16 protein-coding genes are annotated in these 16,129 nt (G+C 60.8%); 8 read left to right on the top strand and 8 right to left on the bottom strand.

The window, feature by feature from the left end; all coding sequences use genetic code 11:
- Positions 1-99 precede the first annotated feature (99 nt).
- The 3 genes from AO277_RS13955 to AO277_RS13945 all read left to right on the top strand — a co-directional run bounded on the left by AO277_RS13955 (position 100) and on the right by AO277_RS13945 (position 3,004).
- On the top strand, positions 100-1,551 hold the full coding sequence (locus tag AO277_RS13955; RefSeq protein WP_044318223.1) for a mannose-1-phosphate guanylyltransferase/mannose-6-phosphate isomerase: 1,452 nt from the start codon (positions 100-102) through the stop codon (positions 1,549-1,551).
- Positions 1,552-1,703: 152 nt separating this feature from the next.
- Positions 1,704-2,168 carry a hypothetical protein gene (locus AO277_RS13950; protein WP_002552246.1) on the top strand — a complete coding sequence of 155 codons (465 nt, stop codon included), beginning with the start codon at positions 1,704-1,706 and terminating at the stop codon, positions 2,166-2,168.
- A 17-nt stretch (positions 2,169-2,185) separates the two neighbouring features.
- On the top strand, positions 2,186-3,004 hold the full coding sequence (locus AO277_RS13945; RefSeq protein WP_044318224.1) for an SDR family oxidoreductase: 819 nt from the start codon (positions 2,186-2,188) through the stop codon (positions 3,002-3,004).
- A gap of 170 nt (positions 3,005-3,174) precedes the next feature.
- On the opposite strand, the gene AO277_RS13940 is transcribed toward AO277_RS13945, so the two are convergent.
- From AO277_RS13940 to AO277_RS13925, 4 genes are read right to left on the bottom strand one after another with little or no spacing between them, the layout of a single operon-like run.
- Positions 3,175-4,035: an efflux RND transporter periplasmic adaptor subunit gene (locus AO277_RS13940; RefSeq protein WP_044318225.1), complete on the bottom strand. Its 861-nt coding sequence runs from the start codon at positions 4,033-4,035 to the stop codon at positions 3,175-3,177.
- Positions 4,036-4,058: 23 nt separating this feature from the next.
- Positions 4,059-4,259: a DUF1656 domain-containing protein gene (locus AO277_RS13935; protein WP_044318226.1), complete on the bottom strand. Its 201-nt coding sequence runs from the start codon at positions 4,257-4,259 to the stop codon at positions 4,059-4,061.
- Positions 4,249-6,435, bottom strand: a complete 2,187-nt coding sequence (locus tag AO277_RS13930; RefSeq protein ID WP_044318227.1) for an FUSC family protein — start codon at positions 6,433-6,435, stop codon at positions 4,249-4,251. The genes AO277_RS13935 and AO277_RS13930 overlap by 11 nt, the downstream gene beginning before the upstream one ends.
- The gene (locus AO277_RS13925; protein ID WP_044318228.1) at positions 6,432-7,913 is read right to left on the bottom strand and encodes an efflux transporter outer membrane subunit; all 1,482 of its coding nucleotides are present in this window, start codon (positions 7,911-7,913) and stop codon (positions 6,432-6,434) included. Before AO277_RS13925 ends, AO277_RS13930 begins: the two co-directional genes overlap by 4 nt.
- Before the next feature lie 183 nt (positions 7,914-8,096).
- Between AO277_RS13925 and AO277_RS13920 the strand changes: the two genes are divergently transcribed.
- Together AO277_RS13920 and AO277_RS13915 are read left to right on the top strand one after the other, a co-directional pair.
- Positions 8,097-9,044, top strand: coding sequence for a LysR family transcriptional regulator (locus tag AO277_RS13920; protein WP_002552240.1), 948 nt, complete (start codon positions 8,097-8,099; stop codon positions 9,042-9,044).
- 87 nt (positions 9,045-9,131) lie between these two features.
- Positions 9,132-10,106, top strand: a complete 975-nt coding sequence (locus tag AO277_RS13915) for a 2-hydroxyacid dehydrogenase (protein ID WP_044318229.1) — start codon at positions 9,132-9,134, stop codon at positions 10,104-10,106.
- Between the two features lie 36 nt (positions 10,107-10,142).
- On the opposite strand, the gene AO277_RS13910 is transcribed toward AO277_RS13915, so the two are convergent.
- Complete coding sequence (locus tag AO277_RS13910) at positions 10,143-11,045, bottom strand: DMT family transporter (RefSeq protein WP_044318230.1); 903 nt, start codon at positions 11,043-11,045, stop codon at positions 10,143-10,145.
- Between the two features lie 136 nt (positions 11,046-11,181).
- On the opposite strand from AO277_RS13910, the gene AO277_RS13905 reads away from it, so the two are divergent.
- Positions 11,182-12,057: an AraC family transcriptional regulator gene (locus tag AO277_RS13905; RefSeq protein ID WP_002552237.1), complete on the top strand. Its 876-nt coding sequence runs from the start codon at positions 11,182-11,184 to the stop codon at positions 12,055-12,057.
- Here AO277_RS13905 and AO277_RS13900 read toward each other — a convergent pair.
- Genes AO277_RS13900 through AO277_RS13890 form a run of 3 tightly spaced genes read right to left on the bottom strand, consistent with a single transcriptional unit; the run spans position 12,046 to position 14,284 of the window.
- Positions 12,046-12,378, bottom strand: a complete 333-nt coding sequence (locus tag AO277_RS13900; protein WP_005746032.1) for a DUF3325 domain-containing protein — start codon at positions 12,376-12,378, stop codon at positions 12,046-12,048. The genes AO277_RS13905 and AO277_RS13900 overlap by 12 nt on opposite strands.
- Positions 12,378-13,919 carry a PepSY-associated TM helix domain-containing protein gene (locus AO277_RS13895; RefSeq protein WP_044318234.1) on the bottom strand — a complete coding sequence of 514 codons (1,542 nt, stop codon included), beginning with the start codon at positions 13,917-13,919 and terminating at the stop codon, positions 12,378-12,380. The genes AO277_RS13900 and AO277_RS13895 overlap by 1 nt, the downstream gene beginning before the upstream one ends.
- A 20-nt stretch (positions 13,920-13,939) precedes the next feature.
- Positions 13,940-14,284, bottom strand: a complete 345-nt coding sequence (locus tag AO277_RS13890; RefSeq protein WP_044318231.1) for a DUF3649 domain-containing protein — start codon at positions 14,282-14,284, stop codon at positions 13,940-13,942.
- A 203-nt stretch (positions 14,285-14,487) separates the two neighbouring features.
- Between AO277_RS13890 and AO277_RS13885 the strand changes: the two genes are divergently transcribed.
- Both AO277_RS13885 and AO277_RS13880 read left to right on the top strand, forming a co-directional pair.
- A complete protein-coding gene (locus AO277_RS13885; RefSeq protein ID WP_004658339.1) occupies positions 14,488-14,991 on the top strand; it encodes a sigma-70 family RNA polymerase sigma factor in 504 nt (167 codons plus the stop codon).
- Positions 14,988-15,965 carry a FecR domain-containing protein gene (locus AO277_RS13880; RefSeq protein ID WP_044318232.1) on the top strand — a complete coding sequence of 326 codons (978 nt, stop codon included), beginning with the start codon at positions 14,988-14,990 and terminating at the stop codon, positions 15,963-15,965. Before AO277_RS13885 ends, AO277_RS13880 begins: the two co-directional genes overlap by 4 nt.
- The last annotated feature ends 164 nt before the right edge of the window (positions 15,966-16,129 follow it).

Below are 16,129 nucleotides of genomic sequence, written 5' to 3'. Positions count from 1 at the left end.
TCAGGGCATCAGCGCTGAACCGACCCGCGCGGAACAAGAACAAGACAGAAACGACAGACACCTCGTACGGCCCTAATTGAATGCTTTTGGAGAAACAAAATGATTCCAGTTATCTTGTCAGGCGGTAGTGGTTCACGACTCTGGCCGCTTTCGCGTAAACAGTTCCCTAAACAGTTCCTGGCACTGACCGGCGAGCACACCCTGTTCCAGCAAACCCTGGAGCGTCTGGTGTTCGAAGGCATGCAGGAGCCTATCGTGGTCTGCAACAAGGACCACCGTTTCATCGTCAACGAGCAACTCGCTGCGCTGAACCTGGAAACCCAGGCGATCCTCATGGAACCGTTCGGCCGCAACACGGCACCAGCCGTTGCCCTGACCGCCATGAAGCTGGTCAACGAAGGCAACGACGGCCTGATGCTGGTGCTGCCAGCCGACCACGTCATCGAAGACCAGAAAGCCCTGCAACGCGCACTGGCACTGGCAACCGTAGCCGCAGAACGCGGCGAAATGGTGCTGTTCGGCGTACCGGCCAACAAGCCTGAAACCGGCTATGGCTACATCAAGTCCACCGCCGATGCCCTGCTGCCCGAAGGCGTCAGCCGCGTGTCGCAGTTCGTCGAAAAGCCTGACGAAAAACGCGCCAGGGAATTCGTCGAAGCCGGTGGTTACTACTGGAACAGCGGCATGTTCCTGTTCCGCGCCAGCCGCTTCCTGGAAGAGCTGAAAAAGCACGATCCGGACATCTACGACACCTGCCTGCTGACCCTTGAGCGCAGTGTGCAGGACGGCGATGCGCTGGAAATCGATTCATCCACGTTTGCTTGCTGCCCGGACAACTCCATCGACTACGCGGTCATGGAAAAAACCCAGCGCGCCTGTGTTGTGCCGCTGTCGGCTGGCTGGAGCGATGTCGGCTGCTGGTCGTCGCTGTGGGAAGTCAACGCCAAGGACGCCAATGGCAACGTCACCAAGGGCGACGTGGTTATTCAGGACAGCCGCAACTGCATGATCCACGGCAACGGCAAACTGGTATCCGTGATCGGTCTGGACAACATCGTGGTCGTCGAAACCAAGGACGCGATGATGATTGCCCACAAGGACAAGGTCCAGGGCGTCAAGCAGATGGTCGCCACCCTCAACGAACAGGGCCGCACCGAGACCCAGAACCACCTCGAAGTGTACCGTCCGTGGGGCTCCTACGATTCGGTAGACATGGGCGGTCGCTTCCAGGTCAAGCGCATCTCCGTCAAGCCAGGCGCTTGCCTGTCACTGCAGATGCACCACCACCGCGCCGAACACTGGATCGTGGTATCCGGTACTGCGCAGGTCACCTGTGACGAAAACGTGTTCCTGCTCACCGAAAACCAGTCCACCTACATCCCGATCGCCTCGGTCCACCGCCTGCGCAACCCAGGCAAGATCCCGTTGGAAATCATCGAAGTGCAATCGGGCAGCTACCTGAGCGAAGACGATATCGAGCGTTTCGAAGATATCTATGGTCGTTCGAACGCGCTGGAAGCGGGTGTGAAGACGCAAACTATCGCTCGTTGATAGGGTTTTAGCTGCACGCTACAGGTAACACAGCCCTCGACAACTCTTTGCGCAGATTTATACGCAGAGAGTTGTCGGGGGCTTTTCATTTGCGCGACGTCCCCCTCCCAGGTTCTGTAGGATGTCCAGCATTACCTTTGCTGGAGACCTGCATGTTTATCGGCATCCTGTTGATCCTGACCTGGCTCATCCTTCTGCTCAGCTACCCGGCGAAGGCCTTGCCCGTCTCGCTGGCTGCGGCGGTCGGGCTTGGGGCGGTGGCGGCCATCGTCATCTGGCAGGACAGCCGGGAAACACGCCAGCTTGAGCGTCTGGATATGCGCCTGAGTTACGATCCGCAAAACTGCCCGGCAGATCGTCCGTTGCAGGTCAGCATCACCAATACCAACCAGGTTGCATTGCAGGAGCTGCGCTGGCGGATCGCGGCCTATGCGCCCGGCGACTCGGTGAATCTGGCGGACAACACCTACACCTCTGCACGCTACCGCGGCCCCGGCGAACTTCAGGCCAAAGGTACGTGGCAGGATTGCGTGCCGCTGCCTGCACTGCGCAATGGCTATCGCCCGCAAACCCTGGAATTTCGCGCAGAACATCTGCAAGGCAGCTTCTCGGACTGATCACAAGGATCTCCCTCATGCCCATCGCTTTGATTACAGGCTGTTCCAGCGGAATCGGTCGTGCACTGGCCGATGCGTTCAAAGCTACTGGCTATGAAGTCTGGGCCACTGCACGCAAGGCCGAGGATGTCGCTGCACTCAGTGCCGCGGGCTTCATTGCCGTGCAGCTGGATGTCAACGACGGACTGGCGCTGGAGCAACTGGCCGCCGGGCTGGAGCACAGCGGTCTGGATGTGTTGATCAATAACGCTGGCTATGGCGCGATGGGGCCGCTGCTCGACGGCGGCGTGGAGGCCTTGCAGCGGCAGTTTGAAACCAATGTGTTTTCCGTCATCGGCGTTACCCACGCGCTGTTTGCGGCGCTGCGTCGCAACAAAGGCCTGGTAGTCAATATCGGTAGCGTTTCAGGTGTATTGGTCACCCCGTTTGCAGGTGCTTACTGTGCTTCCAAGGCCGCGGTACATGCCCTCAGCGATGCGCTACGTCTGGAGTTGGCACCATTTGGCGTACAGGTGATGGAGGTCCAGCCCGGCGCCATTGCGTCAAGCTTCGCAAAAAATGCCAGTCATGAAGCCGAACAGTTGATCAGTGAACAATCACCCTGGTGGCCTATCCGCGAAGGCATTCGCGCACGTGCAAAGGCTTCACTGGACAACCCTACTCCTGCTACAGAATTTGCCCGCGACCTGCTCAAAGCCGTGCAACAAACCCATCCGCCACGCCTGCTGCGCCTGGGCAACGGCTCACGCCTGCTGCCGCTGATGGCGTGGTTGCTGCCCAAAGGGCTACTGGATATGGGCCTGAGAAAACGCTTTGGATTGAACACCGACTTGTGACGCAGAGCGTCACGAACTGCATTCCCACGCTGGAGCGTGCGGAACGACCACCTGCCTATCGTGCGACGCTCCGATTCGTCAATCCCAATGCTGGAGCGTAGGGAGCGATCATCGCAATTATCGTGCGCTCCGCGTCGCATGCCGTTCTGGACGCTCTGCGTCCTCGATCATCAGCCGTCTAGCGGCCTGACAATCACCGTGCAGGTCATCCCCGCCGCCAGCAATACGCCTTCCGGTACCGCGTCCAGATGAATGCGCACCGGCACGCGCTGGGCCAGACGCACCCAGTTGAAGGTCGGGTTCACATCAGCGATCAATTCACGACTTTGCGGGTTGTCGCGGTCGTAAATACCGCGTGCGATGCTTTCGACATGGCCTTTGAGCACCTCGCCGCTCATCAACTGCATATCGGCAGGATCGCCCACGCTCAGGTGCGGCAACTTGGTTTCCTCGAAAAAACCGTAGACCCAGAACGAGTTCATATCGACCACGGCCATCTTCGCTTCGCCAATGCGTGCATAGTCGCCACGATGGACATTGAGGTTGGTGACATAACCGTCCACCGCCGCCAATACCTGCGTGCGGGACAGGTTCAGTTCGGCCGCTTCCAGCTGCGCTTGCGCCAATTGGTAATCGGCCAGCGCCGAGGTGGCGACATTGCTCGCGTCGTCACGGTTTTCTGCCGAGATGACCAGTTCATCCATGTCGGCACGGCGCTTCGCGTTGAGCTTGCGCATCTCCCACGTCGCCTTACGTGAAGCCAGCAATGCCTGCGCCTGGCGGACTGCGATCCGATAATGATCCGGGTCGATCTGCATCAACAAATCGCCGCGTTTTACCCGTTGATTGTCGTGCACCGGCACATCGACCACGGTGCCGGACACATCGGCGGCCACATTGATGATATCGGCGCGTACCCGGCCATCACGGGTCCACGGCGTATCCATGTAGTCGACCCACAGCGTACGACCGACCCAGAGCGCGATCGCCAGCACCAGCAACGTGGCAAGCAGGCTATAAAACTTTTTCATGCGGATATTTCTCGACTCAGGCGTCAACGATAAAGGGGCAGCGCCAGCGCGCCGAAGATGCAGATAAACAGGCACAGACGCAGTAACGCCGGGTGCCAGAAATGCCGGTACAGGTCAAAACCGGCCAGCAGGCGATCCAGCGCCCACGCCAGGCCGGCGGCAAGTAGAAACATCAGTGTCAGGGTCGGCATGTAAAGACCGTGGAAAGCTATCTCACGCGGCATGAGCCATTCCTGAAGCGGTGCACTCGACGCCATAAGCGGCCAGCGGCGATTGCGGGTCCAACAGCGAGGTGCGGATAAAGTGCAGGTAACTTTTCACCCGGCGCAGCACCGACGTGTCGAAATGCGAGGCGAACGGCTCATCAGCGTCCTGTACCCGCTTGATCGCCTGATCGACCGCCGACAGGCCGCGCTGCAGATTGACCGCATCGGGCTGGATGAACAGGCGTACCAAGGCGCGCCCCATGACGCGCAACGCGATGCGCCAAGGTTGGTATTCGGCGTAGGCGGGATGAATCGGCAGAATTGCCTGTTCGCGGCGCAGCTCGATAATAGCGTGGCCGATTTCCAGCACCACGAACATCCAGCGCAACAGCTCGCGCTGCACCTGGGGTTTGCTGCTCGCCAGACCGTACGCCTGATGCATCAGGTCGCGGGTCTGGCTTTCGAAGCTTGAACCCAGACGCTTGAGCGGTGCGCCAATCGCAAACACCACCTGATTGCGCAAGGCCTGCTCCAGACGCTGCCACATCCAGCGGCTGTTGGGTGGCAGGATGATTGCCCCCGCTGCGGCACAGATGAGCATGCCGATGACCATCGCGAGGTAATCGTTGATGAAGGTGTAAGGGTTGTAGACCGTCAGGTTGTCCGGCACCGAGCCCAGGCTGAAAAAAATCAGCAGCCCCAGGCCGTATCCCGTCCACTGCGGACGTGAACCCAGAAAGGCGCCGAGCACAAACACCGGGGCCAATAGCAGGCACAGCAGCGGGAAGCCGTCGATGTGCGGGAACAGAAAAAAGGTTTCGACAAAACCCAGCAGTGCGCCGAGCATCGTGCCGCCAGCCATCTGCAGCGACATGCGTCTGGGGTTGTGGGTGGTCGACGACAGCGCGACGGTTGCCGCCGAAGCCAGGACCATGCTCGCGCCGCTGGGCCAGGCCGTCAGCACCCAATAGGCACTCATCAGGCCGACTACGCAGGTCGCGCGGGCTCCAGACGCAAGGGCTGTCATCAAGTGGGTACGCGGCACGAATGACGCGTTCCACTGCTCACGCGCATGGGTGTGATCGGCCAGCGATGCGTGGGTCAGTGCGTAATCATGCAGCTCGCTGACCAGCCGGTACAGCAGCTCGAACGCCGTATGAAAATCGAGTCGTTCGGCGTCGCTCGGCAGGGTGTGCTCCAGCTCGGCGCGCAGGCTTCTGACCCGCTCGGGCAACTGCGCCCTGCACGTCTCAAGGCGCGTGACCAGCAGCGCAGCATCATCGTTGGTCAACGCGCGGTCGGCGAAGCCATCGAGCAGTTCTGCGAGGGTTTCAAGACCGGGATCGATGTACTTCAACACGGTATCGGCGCGTTCCAGACGTAGCCGTTCAAGCAACTGATGCAGTGCATTGAAGCGCGTCGTAACGGCCATGAACTCGCTGTTCAAGCGATTGAGACGCCCGTTGCGCCGACGCATGTGCGGGTCCTCGAACACTGTGACGCTGCGCAGCCCTTCCAGACCGATGGCCTCGGCGACGAAGCGCACGTTTCCAGTTTCAAATGCCGTGCGTGCGGTCTCCCCGCGCAAACCCTCGGCCATGAAACGGGCGAATACGCCGAAGCGCTGGTACAGCGCATTGCGCATGGCGGCACTGGAACTCTGTGGCAGGATCGCCGCACTCACCGCAGTGGAACAGAGGATCCCCAGGGTGATTTCCAGCACTCGCCACACCGCTGACATGAATGAACCTTCGGGATGCGCCAGGGCGGGCAGCCCTACCATCGCGGCCGTATACCCCGCCAGCACGAAGCCGTAAGCACGAAAGTTGCGATAACGCGCCGCACCTGCGGAACAGATACCGACCCAAAGCGCCAGGCTGCCGAGAAACGGCAGCGGGTTCTGCGCAAACAGGGCCATCAGCAGCACCATCATGGCCGACCCGGCCAGCGTACCCAGCAGGCGGTAAAAACTTTTGGCGAACACCTGCCCGCTCTGCGGCTGCATGACGATGAACACGGTGATAATCGCCGTGTGCGGCTGCGGCAACTCCAGGCGCAGAGCCAGCCAGTACGTCAGAAATGCAGCGATCAATACCTTGAAAAGGTAAACCCAGGTCACCCCGTCACTGCGCGCCCAACTACGAAATTCACGACGCCAAGGCAAAGCGGTCACGCGCTCAAAGGCAGCAATCATTTCGCACACTCAAGATCAGCAGTGGTGCCTGAAGAATGGCAACCGCCGCTCTCCCCGCCCAGCGCTACCACCAGCCCGGCATAGGCATTAAGGCGCGCAGCCTCGACCTGTTGCTGAATCTGCTGCTGGCGAAACAGCTGCGTGCGCGCATTGAGCACGTTCAGGTAATCGGTCAGCCCGCGCTGCCAGGCGATCAACGCGATGTCGTAGGTCTTTTGTGCCGACGCCACCGACTCGGCGGCCAATGCCTGTTGCTTGTCCATCGAGGCGCGACGAATAAGCTGGTCGGAAATACTTTTCAACGCCATCACCAGCGTCTGGTTGTAACGCGCCACGGCCTGGTCATAAGCGGCCGACGCCTGACCCAGCTGCGCCCGCAAGCGCCCGCCGTCAAAAATCGGCAAGCTGATGGCTGGCCCGACCTTGTAACCCAGCTTGCTGCCGGTCAGAAACTCCAGCATGCCGCCGCCCGTGGCCATGTAGCTCAGGCTGCCGACCAGATCGACATTGGGATAAAAGCCCGCATGTGCGACGTCGATACCGCGCGCCTGCGCCGCAACCTGCCAGCGCGCGGCCACCACATCAGGCCGCTGCCCCAGCAGTTCAGCGGGCAATGCCGACGGCAATTTCAGCTCGGTATGCAACGACAGCGTGGGCCGTTGCAGCGCCGCGCCCTCTCCCGGCCCCTTGCCTGCCAGCGCGGCCAGCTGATTGCGGCTCAGGGCGATGGCCTCTTGCAGCGCATCAATCTGCCGGTGGGCCTCGGGCAATGGCGTTTCGGCCTGGCTGATCTCGAAATGCGTGCCGATCCCGCCCTTGAGGCGACGCTGCGCCAGATCGAGTATCTGTTGCTGCTGGGCCAGCGCTGCCTCGGCGATGTCCAGTCGGGCGTATTCAAGGGCCAGCTGGATGTAGGCGCGAACCACGTTTTCCTGCAATTCGAGCTGCGCCTGACGCTGCTCGGCAGCACTCACGTGCGCCAGATCAAGGGCCTGCTCGCTGGCGTTGCGTTCACGCCCCCACAGATCCAGCGCGTAGCTCAGGCCCAGCGACGCATTGTTGTCCCAGGTGCGAGTATCGGCCAGCGCTCCGGGACCATAAAACTGATCCTCGGGCCAGTCGTGGCGCATCAGGCTGGCACTGCCCTGCACCTGCACCGACTCGGATGACTCGGCGATCTGCGCCATCGCTCTTGCCTGGCGCACACGGGCAGCGGCCAGCGCCAGACCCGGGCTGCCAAGCGTAGCAATATCGACCCAGTGATTGAGTTGCGCATCGCCATAGGCACGCCACCATTGCGCTGCGGGCCAATGGGCGTCGAGGGCAGCGCTCTGAATCGCCTGATCGGTGGCCAGGCTGTCCGCGTGCAGAAAACTGCCCTGCGGTTTGATTCCATGTGTTCCGATACAGCCGTTGAGGACCAGCGTAAAAGCCAGGATACCGACGGGCCAGAGCCCTCTGATGATGCGACGCGGCACAGCTGCGAGTTCCCGAACGGAGGTAATACACCTTGAATGGCGGCGATTCTAGGCGGCGCTTGACGCGGCGATAAGCGGGGAGTTTTGTGAATCTTTGTTACTGAAACGGCGATAATCCTTTGGTCTGGATACATGCATCCGTTACTTCATGTCACAATTTGCCATCTACTCAGAGAAGTACCCATGGACACCCTGCAAAACATGCGTGCCTTCAGTTGCGTGGCGCAAGCGGGCAGCTTCACTGCTGCCGCCGCCGTGCTGGATACCACCACCGCCAACGTCTCGCGCGCGGTCTCCAACCTTGAAGCACATTTACAGACGCGCCTGCTCAACCGAACCACCCGGCGTATTGCCCTCACTGAAGCAGGCAAGCGCTACTTGTTGCGCTGCGAGCAGATTCTGGCCTCGGTCGAAGAGGCAGAAGCCGAAGCCAGCGACGCGCATGCCCGCCCGGCCGGGCAACTAAAGGTGCATTCGATGCCCGGCGTTGGCCAGCATTACGTGATCGACGCCATCGCCCGTTATCGCCGCAACCACCCTGATGTCGCGTTCGACCTGACCATGACCCACCGCGTGCCGGACTTGCTGGAAGAAGGCTATGACGTGTCGATCGTGCTGGCCAGCGAACTGGCAGACTCGGGCTTTGTGTCTCAGCGGCTGGGCATTACCTATAGCATCGTGTGTGCATCGCCCGAGTACGTCAAAACCTTCGGCATGGCCCACAAGCCTGCCGACCTGCTGAATCATGCGTGCCTGCGCCTGGTCAGCCCGGTGTTCCCGCTGGACAAATGGCTGTTCGATGGCCCGGAAGGTCAGGAGATGGTCACCATCAACAGCTCGCCGCTGCTGGTCAATTCTGCGGATGCCATGAAAACCGCGATTTCCAGCGGCATGGGGATTGGCATTCTGCCGATCTACTCGGCGATCGAGGGGCTGCGCAACGGCACACTGGTGCGGGTATTGTCCGATTACCGCTCGCAGGAGCTGAACCTGTACGCCATCTATCCGTCACGCCAGTATCTGGATGCCAAGATCAGAACCTGGGTCGAATACCTGCGAGGTTCCCTGCCGGAAATTCTCGCGGCCGATGAGGCGGATCTGCATGTGCAGGCACTCAAGTCCTCGTTCTGACATCGTACAACTGTAAAAAGCGGCTGCCAAAGAGCGGAGAGGAATGTTAGCGTGCTACTCATTCAACCGCTCAAGAGTGACTGCCCAATGAAAAAAACCGTACTCGCCTTCAGCCGTGTTACTCCAGAAATGGCCGAGCGCCTGGCGCAAGACTTCAACGTGATCGTGCCCAACCCCAAGCTGGGCGACATCAACGCCCAATTTGATGAGGCCTTGCCTGAATCCCACGGGCTGATCGGCTCCGGCCGCAAGCTGGGTCGCGAGCAGCTGCAAAACGCAGCGAAACTGGAAGTGGTCTCCAGCATCTCGGTGGGCTACGACAACTACGATGTCGACTACCTGAGCGAGCGCGGCATTCTGCTCACCAATACGCCGGATGTACTGACCGAGAGCACCGCCGACCTGGGCTTCTCGCTGATCATGAGCAGCGCCCGCCGCGTCGCCGAACTGGATGCCTACACCAAGGCCGGACAGTGGACGCGCAGTATCGAGCCTCCGCATTTCGGCACCGACGTGCACGGCAAAACGCTGGGCATCGTCGGCATGGGCAATATCGGCGCAGCCATCGCCCGCCGTGGTCGTCTGGGCTTCAACATGCCGATCCTGTACAGCGGCAACAGCCGTAAGACCGAACTTGAACAGGAACTGGGCGCACAGTTTCGCAGCCTGGACCAACTGCTGGCCGAAGCGGATTTCGTCTGCCTGGTAGTGCCACTGAGCGAAAAGACCAAACATTTGATCGGCCGTCGCGAACTGAGCCTGATGAAGCCCGGCGCCATCCTGATCAACATCGCCCGTGGCCCGATTGTCGACGAGCCTGCGCTGATCGAAGCCCTGCAGAACGGCACCATTCGCGGTGCCGGTCTGGACGTTTACGAAAAAGAACCGCTGCAAGAATCGCCGCTGTTCCAGCTCAAGAACGCCGTCACCCTGCCGCACATCGGCTCAGCCACTACTGAAACTCGTCAGGCGATGGCCGACCGCGCCTACCACAACTTGCGCAACGCGTTGCTGGGCGAGCGGCCGCAGGACCTGGTCAATCCGCAGGTGTGGAAGGGCTAAGGCGTTTCTGCTCTATAACCGAGTATGAACATCGACTCAGGCCAGTTTGCCGCCGACCAGGACGGCAACCGGCCTGGTCTTCCTGAACACAAGCACATTGCCCGCCATCACCAGCACAAGCCCGAGCAAGGCAGCCGCGGTCCACTGGTAGCCTTCGACCCACGTCGAGATGTTCAGCGCCACAATCGGAAACAGCACAGTGCAATAAGCTGCGCGTTCCGGCCCCATGCGCCCGACCAGGGTCAGGTAGGCGGTGAACGCAATCACCGAGCCGGGAATAACCAGGAACAGCAGTGAGCCTACGTAACGCGTGTTCCATTCGAAGGTGAACGGCGTGCCGCTGAGCAGGCAGTAGAGCCCCAGTATCGTCGCCCCGTAGAACATTCCCCACGCGTTGGTAGTCAGCGGACGCAGGCCGGCTTTCTGTTGCAGGCTCGACAGCATGTTGCCCGCCGAGAAGCACAGTGTGCCCAGCAGGGCCAGGCCCAGACCGATCAGGGTCTCGCGGCTGGCGCTGTGCCCGGACAGCTCGGGCCAGAACAGACATGCCAGACCGATCAGGCCCATGGCACCACCGGCCATAACATTACCGGCAATTTTCTGGCGAAAGAACACCCGCGCATTCAGCGCATTCCACAGCGTCGAGGTCGAAAACACCACAGCGATCAGCCCGCTGGGTATCCATTGGCTGGCGGTGTAGAAACACATGAAGTTGACGCAGAACAGGCACACGCCTTGCGCCAGACAAATCAACTGACCACGACGGTTGACCGGTTGCAGACGCTTTGTCAGCAACAGAAATGCAAACAGCACCAGCGCCGCCAGCGCGAAGCGATAGACGATCGATACCGGAATCGCGACATCGCCGAGTTGAAGTTTCAGGGCGATCCAGGTCGTACCCCAGATCAGCACAGTCAGCAGATAAAGCGAAATGTTCATGGTGCAGGCTCCTTGATGAGCCATCAGTCTGCTGCGTGCCGTTCTGCCAGCGCTTGCACAATCTTGCGCATTTGCGTCAGGCGCTACTGGCAGCGGCGTCGCCAGCGAGTAGGATACAAATCCTAGAGGAATCGTCATGCCCGCCATTGAATCCATCCAGGTCTTTCAGGCCCTGAACAGTTCACCCAATGCCAATCTGGAGCAGAGCGCGCCGCTGGGCGACGGGTTGGTGGCGGCGTTGTGGAACAATCGGCATGACTCGCAGGAATATCACGCACCGACCCACCACACGCTGTCGTGCTATATCGAGGACGGCACCGGGACCTTTCGGCGCGGCAGACCCGACCAGAAGGGTGCGCCGGGCAAGCTGTGCATCTTGCCTGCCGGTCATGAGTCCGCCTGGGTGGTAAACGGCGAGATCCGTCTGGCGCATCTGTATTTCAGCCCGGAACAGTTTGCGCTGGGCTGCGTGACACTACTGGATCGCGAGCCGCGTGAGATGCAACTGCGGGAAAACACCTTTCTGGAAGACCCCGCACAAGCAGCACGCTTCCGGCAGTTGATTCGCCTGAACTGGGCAGAGCCCGGCGAGCGTCTGCTGACCAGCAGCCTGGCGCACGAGATGGTCAGCCATGCGTTGCTCAGTCAGGTAGGGTTGCGCGAGGGGTTGCGCCTGAAAGGCGGCCTGGCACCACACCTGCGACGGCATCTGGTGGACTTCATCGAAATGCACCTCGCCGATCCGCTGAGCCTCGGTCAACTGGCTGGCATGTGCGCGCTGTCGGAATACCACTTCGCGCGAATGTTTCGCGAAAGCTTCGGCTTGCCGCCACACCAGTACTTATTGGCGCGACGTATCGAACAGGCTCGCCAGTTGTTGCGCAGCACCGGCAAGCCATTAGGCGAGATAGCGCTGGCCTGCGGCTTTGCCAGCGCCAGCCATTTCAGCAATCGGTTTCGCCAGGCCGTGGGCGCCACACCGGGCGAATACCGGCTGGCGTTAGGCCAATAATTGACTCACGGCTGCCAACGGGCTGAGCAGCACGCCGCATCCTGCCAGCGCCAGCACCCAACGCGGCCGGAACGGCAGCAGCGCAACCAGCAACACCGCGCTGCTCATCAATGCGGCGAACCAGTGCACGGTGCCCATCATCCAGCCATCGGCCTGAACCGCCGCCCATGACGACAACAGCAGCGCGCCCCAGCCGACCAGCTTGAGCGCCCGACGCCGCCGTTCGGTCAACGGGCCTTTGAGCAGTTCACTGTAATGGCGCGCCATGGACAGGCACAGGCAGGTAAAACCTACGTAGCACAACAAGGCAGCCAACAGCATCAGTGGCTCTCCCGAGGTATGGCTTGCAAGGCAACGCGGGCTGTTTCGGCGGCGGGTAGCGCTTTGAATTTCAGCGCTGCCCAGCCAAGGAACAGCCCCGTGACCAGCGCCGTCAGGTCAAAGGCCGTCATTACCCAGCTTCCCGACATCAGCGAACCCAGCAGATAGCGGCCGCTGGTCAGCAGATCGAGCAGCGGCAGCCCGGCAAACAGCACCGCGCCCAGCCCCAGTTGTTCGCGCCATGCAATGCGCCCTTTGCGCACCAGGGCGTGCAGCACTGACAACGCCCAGCATGTGAAGAACACGCTGACTTCCCAATCGGCACGCCCGATGAAACCCGAAGGCAGCAGACGATTGGCCCAGAAGAAGCTGGCCACGGCAATCATCAACCCGGACATGCTGGCGATGTTCAGCACTTCCACCAGACGCAACTCCAGTGGCAGCACGCCGGTTTTGGCGTGCTTGAGCTGACGCTTGCCCAGCCACATCACCAGCCCGGTGCCGATCATTGCGGTTCCGGCGACCCCGAAAATGAAGTACAGCCAGCGCAGCAGCGGCTCGGCGAAATGGCCTACATGCAAACCGTACATCCCGCTGGAAATCAGCAGCGCGACCGGGCGCTCGGGCACTTCGTTCAGCAACGCGCCGCTCGACCCGCTGAACGTCAGCGCCCCGCCCCGATCCGGCACGATGCTGCCCTTGTCATCACGCGTCAGCAGAACCGAGGCGGTGCTGTCGCCCGGATTATTGACGATCACCCGCCCCACCTGACCGCCGTCCCACTTCGCGTTCGCCGCATTGACCAACGGTGCAAGTGCTACCAGCGGCGCAGGTTTGCCTTCTCGCTTGAGCATTTCCGGGGACGGATAGGCTTCGCGGTAGAACGCTTGAACCGTGTCGTACTGGCTGAGGATGCTCGCGGGCATCACCATCGACATGAAGATCACCAGACTGCTGTAAGTGATCATCAGATGGAACGGCAACACCAGCACGCCAAGCGCGTTATGCCCATCCAGCCAGGAACGCTGGCCCTTGCGTGGACGAAACGTGAAGAATTCCTTGAAGACTTTTTTGTGAATGATGATGCCGGTGATCAACGCAACGAACATCACCATCGCGGCGCTCGTCGCCAGCCAGCGTCCCCAGGGATAAGGCATCTGCAGTTGATAGTGAAAACGGTAGAAGAAATCACCGCCGCGCGTGTCGCGTGCCTGCACCTCGCTGCCGGTTTGCGGGTCGAGCAGCTTGCGCACGAAGTTGTTGCGCTGGCCCTGATTGCCTTCGGTCAGCCAGCCAACCGTCAGGCCCGGCGTGCGCTCGTCCGGCAGGCTGATGAACCAGCGCGTAGCCCCGGCGGCGTGGCTTTGCAGATAATCCTGAGCCCGCTGCACGCTGGCACCGGCATCAAGGACGCGCACCGGAATTTCCGGCTGCATCCACTGGGTAATTTCATCCTTGAAATAGGAAAGCGTGCCGGTCAGAAAAATCGCGAACAACAGCCAGCCGAACAGTAAACCGACCCAGGTGTGCAACCAGGCCATCGACTGACGAAAACCCTCTTTCACAATAGCCACCGACCGCAGGCGCAGGCAGCCGCCAGCAATGCGCACGGCGCTAGCACTCCGACCCAGGCCTGCAACGCCGTGCGGCAGGCAAAACACCAGAGCACCGCGACCAGATAAACCAGAAAGGACAGCATCATGCCTGTCACCACTGCTTCGGCGCGGGGGATGGGCAGCCAATGCGCAACGCAGATGCTGACCACTGAGGCGAGCAGATAACCGGCAAACACGGCTGCCAGCGCCCGCGAGGTAACGGCAAGCCGATAAGCAACCGTCAGGCCCTTGCTTCTGACTTTCGCCATGCGTTTTTCCGGCAGCGAACCGCTTGCGGTGGTGACATCCATCAAAGGGTCTTCATTGATTCGTGAAACCTGGGAAGCCGGATCACTAGCCTTCGGGAAGAGGCCGCGATGAATGCCAGCTGTTTGCGCCATTCGTCCCTGAGCGGGATAAATGAACCGCAATATTAATGATAAATATTCTCATACGCAAAAGAGTCTGCCAGAATCCACGCCATCAACGAGTCCCCGTGGATTGTTCCCCCGTGATGCCCATCGCCCACTCCGCTCTCAATCACACTGTCGAAAGCCTGTACAGGGCACACAACACCTGGCTGACGACCTGGTTGCGGCGCAGGCTCGGCTGCCCGCACAGCGCAGCGGATCTGGCCCAGGACACCTTCATCAAGGTATTGGGCGCACGCGATACGCAGCAGATCGTCGAGCCTCGCGCCTTTCTGACGACGATTGCCAAACGTGTGTTGTGCAATCACTACCGGCGTCAGGACCTGGAGCACGCCTACTACCAGGCGCTGGCCGAGCTGCCGGAATGCGTGGCACCTTCGGAAGAAGAGCGGGCAATCATTCTCGAAACCCTGGTGGAACTCGATCAACTGCTGGACGGCCTGCCCGTGCTGGTCAAGCGGGCGTTCCTGATGTCGCAGGTCGACGGGTTGAGCCACGGCCAGATTGCCGCCGAACTGGGCATCTCCATCGCAACGGTCAAGCGCCATCTGAACAAGGCCGCATTGCGCTGCTATTTCGCCTTATGAACCCGAGCAACGAGTCCTTGAACAAATCCGACATCTCGCCTGGCGTGGCGCAGCAAGCGGTCGGCTGGCTGCTGGAAATGCAGGAAGGCACGCTGGATGCGCGTCGTCAGCAGGCCTGGCAGCTCTGGCTCAATGGCAACGCTGAACATCAGCGGGCCTGGGCGCATATGCAGCGGGTCAATCAGCGCATCAGCGGGCTGTCCTCGCCGCTGGCGCATGCGGCACTCAATGCGCCGAAATCCGCCAGCCGTCGGCACGCTCTGAAACTGCTGTTGTTGCTGGGCGCAGGCTCGGCAGCGGGCTGGAGCCTGCGCGAGCAGATCGCCCTGCAACCCTTGCTGGCTGACTACAATAGTGGCGTTGGCGAGCAGCGCAAGGTGGCATTGAGCGATGGCAGTCAGGTGCAGTTGAATACGGCCAGCGCGGTCGATGTGCGTTTTGATGCTCAGCAGCGCCTGATCAAGCTATTACAGGGCGAAATCCTTATCAGCGCCTCGGCGGACAGCCGCCCGCTGAGCCTGCTGAGCACCGAAGGCACGGTCAGGGCGTCGACGGGGGCCAGCCGTTTCAACCTGCGCCAGCTGGACGGGCGCACGCAATTGGCGGTGTTTGCCGGAGCCCTTGAAATAGCCCCGCTCGGCAGGAGCGGCCCGGGTTTGATGCTGCGGGCCAGCCAGCAAGTGACCTTCAGCCGTGATGCCTGGGACAGCGTGAAACCGATAGATGCGGGCAGTGGCGCGTGGGCGGACGGGATGCTGGTGGCATCGCGCATGAAGCTGTCCGACTTCCTTGCCGAGCTGGGTCGCTATCGACGCGGTCGTTTGAACTGCGACGCGAAAGTCGCCAACCTGCTGATTTCCGGCAGCTATCCGCTGGCCGACAGCGAGCGCATCCTCGACATGCTGGAACTCGCCCTCCCTGTGCATGTACAACGCTTCACCCGGTATTGGGTGAACGTGCAGGCGCGGGTTTGATCGTGATTACCCGTTTATACGCTCAGCGCTCATGGTGACACAGTCGTCCTGGAGAGCCCGGAAGACGGGACTGAAACTCCGCTGACTATCGTTCCCACGCTCTGGTATGCCCCCCGAAGGTTGGACAATTATCCACTTACGCTGCCTTGGCGGCCTGCATCCTG

The sequence above is a fragment of the Pseudomonas amygdali genome (genome assembly GCF_002699855.1).
Classification (GTDB): Bacteria; Pseudomonadota; Gammaproteobacteria; order Pseudomonadales; family Pseudomonadaceae; genus Aquipseudomonas; species Aquipseudomonas amygdali.
This window is presented reverse-complemented; position numbering and strand designations above follow the sequence as displayed.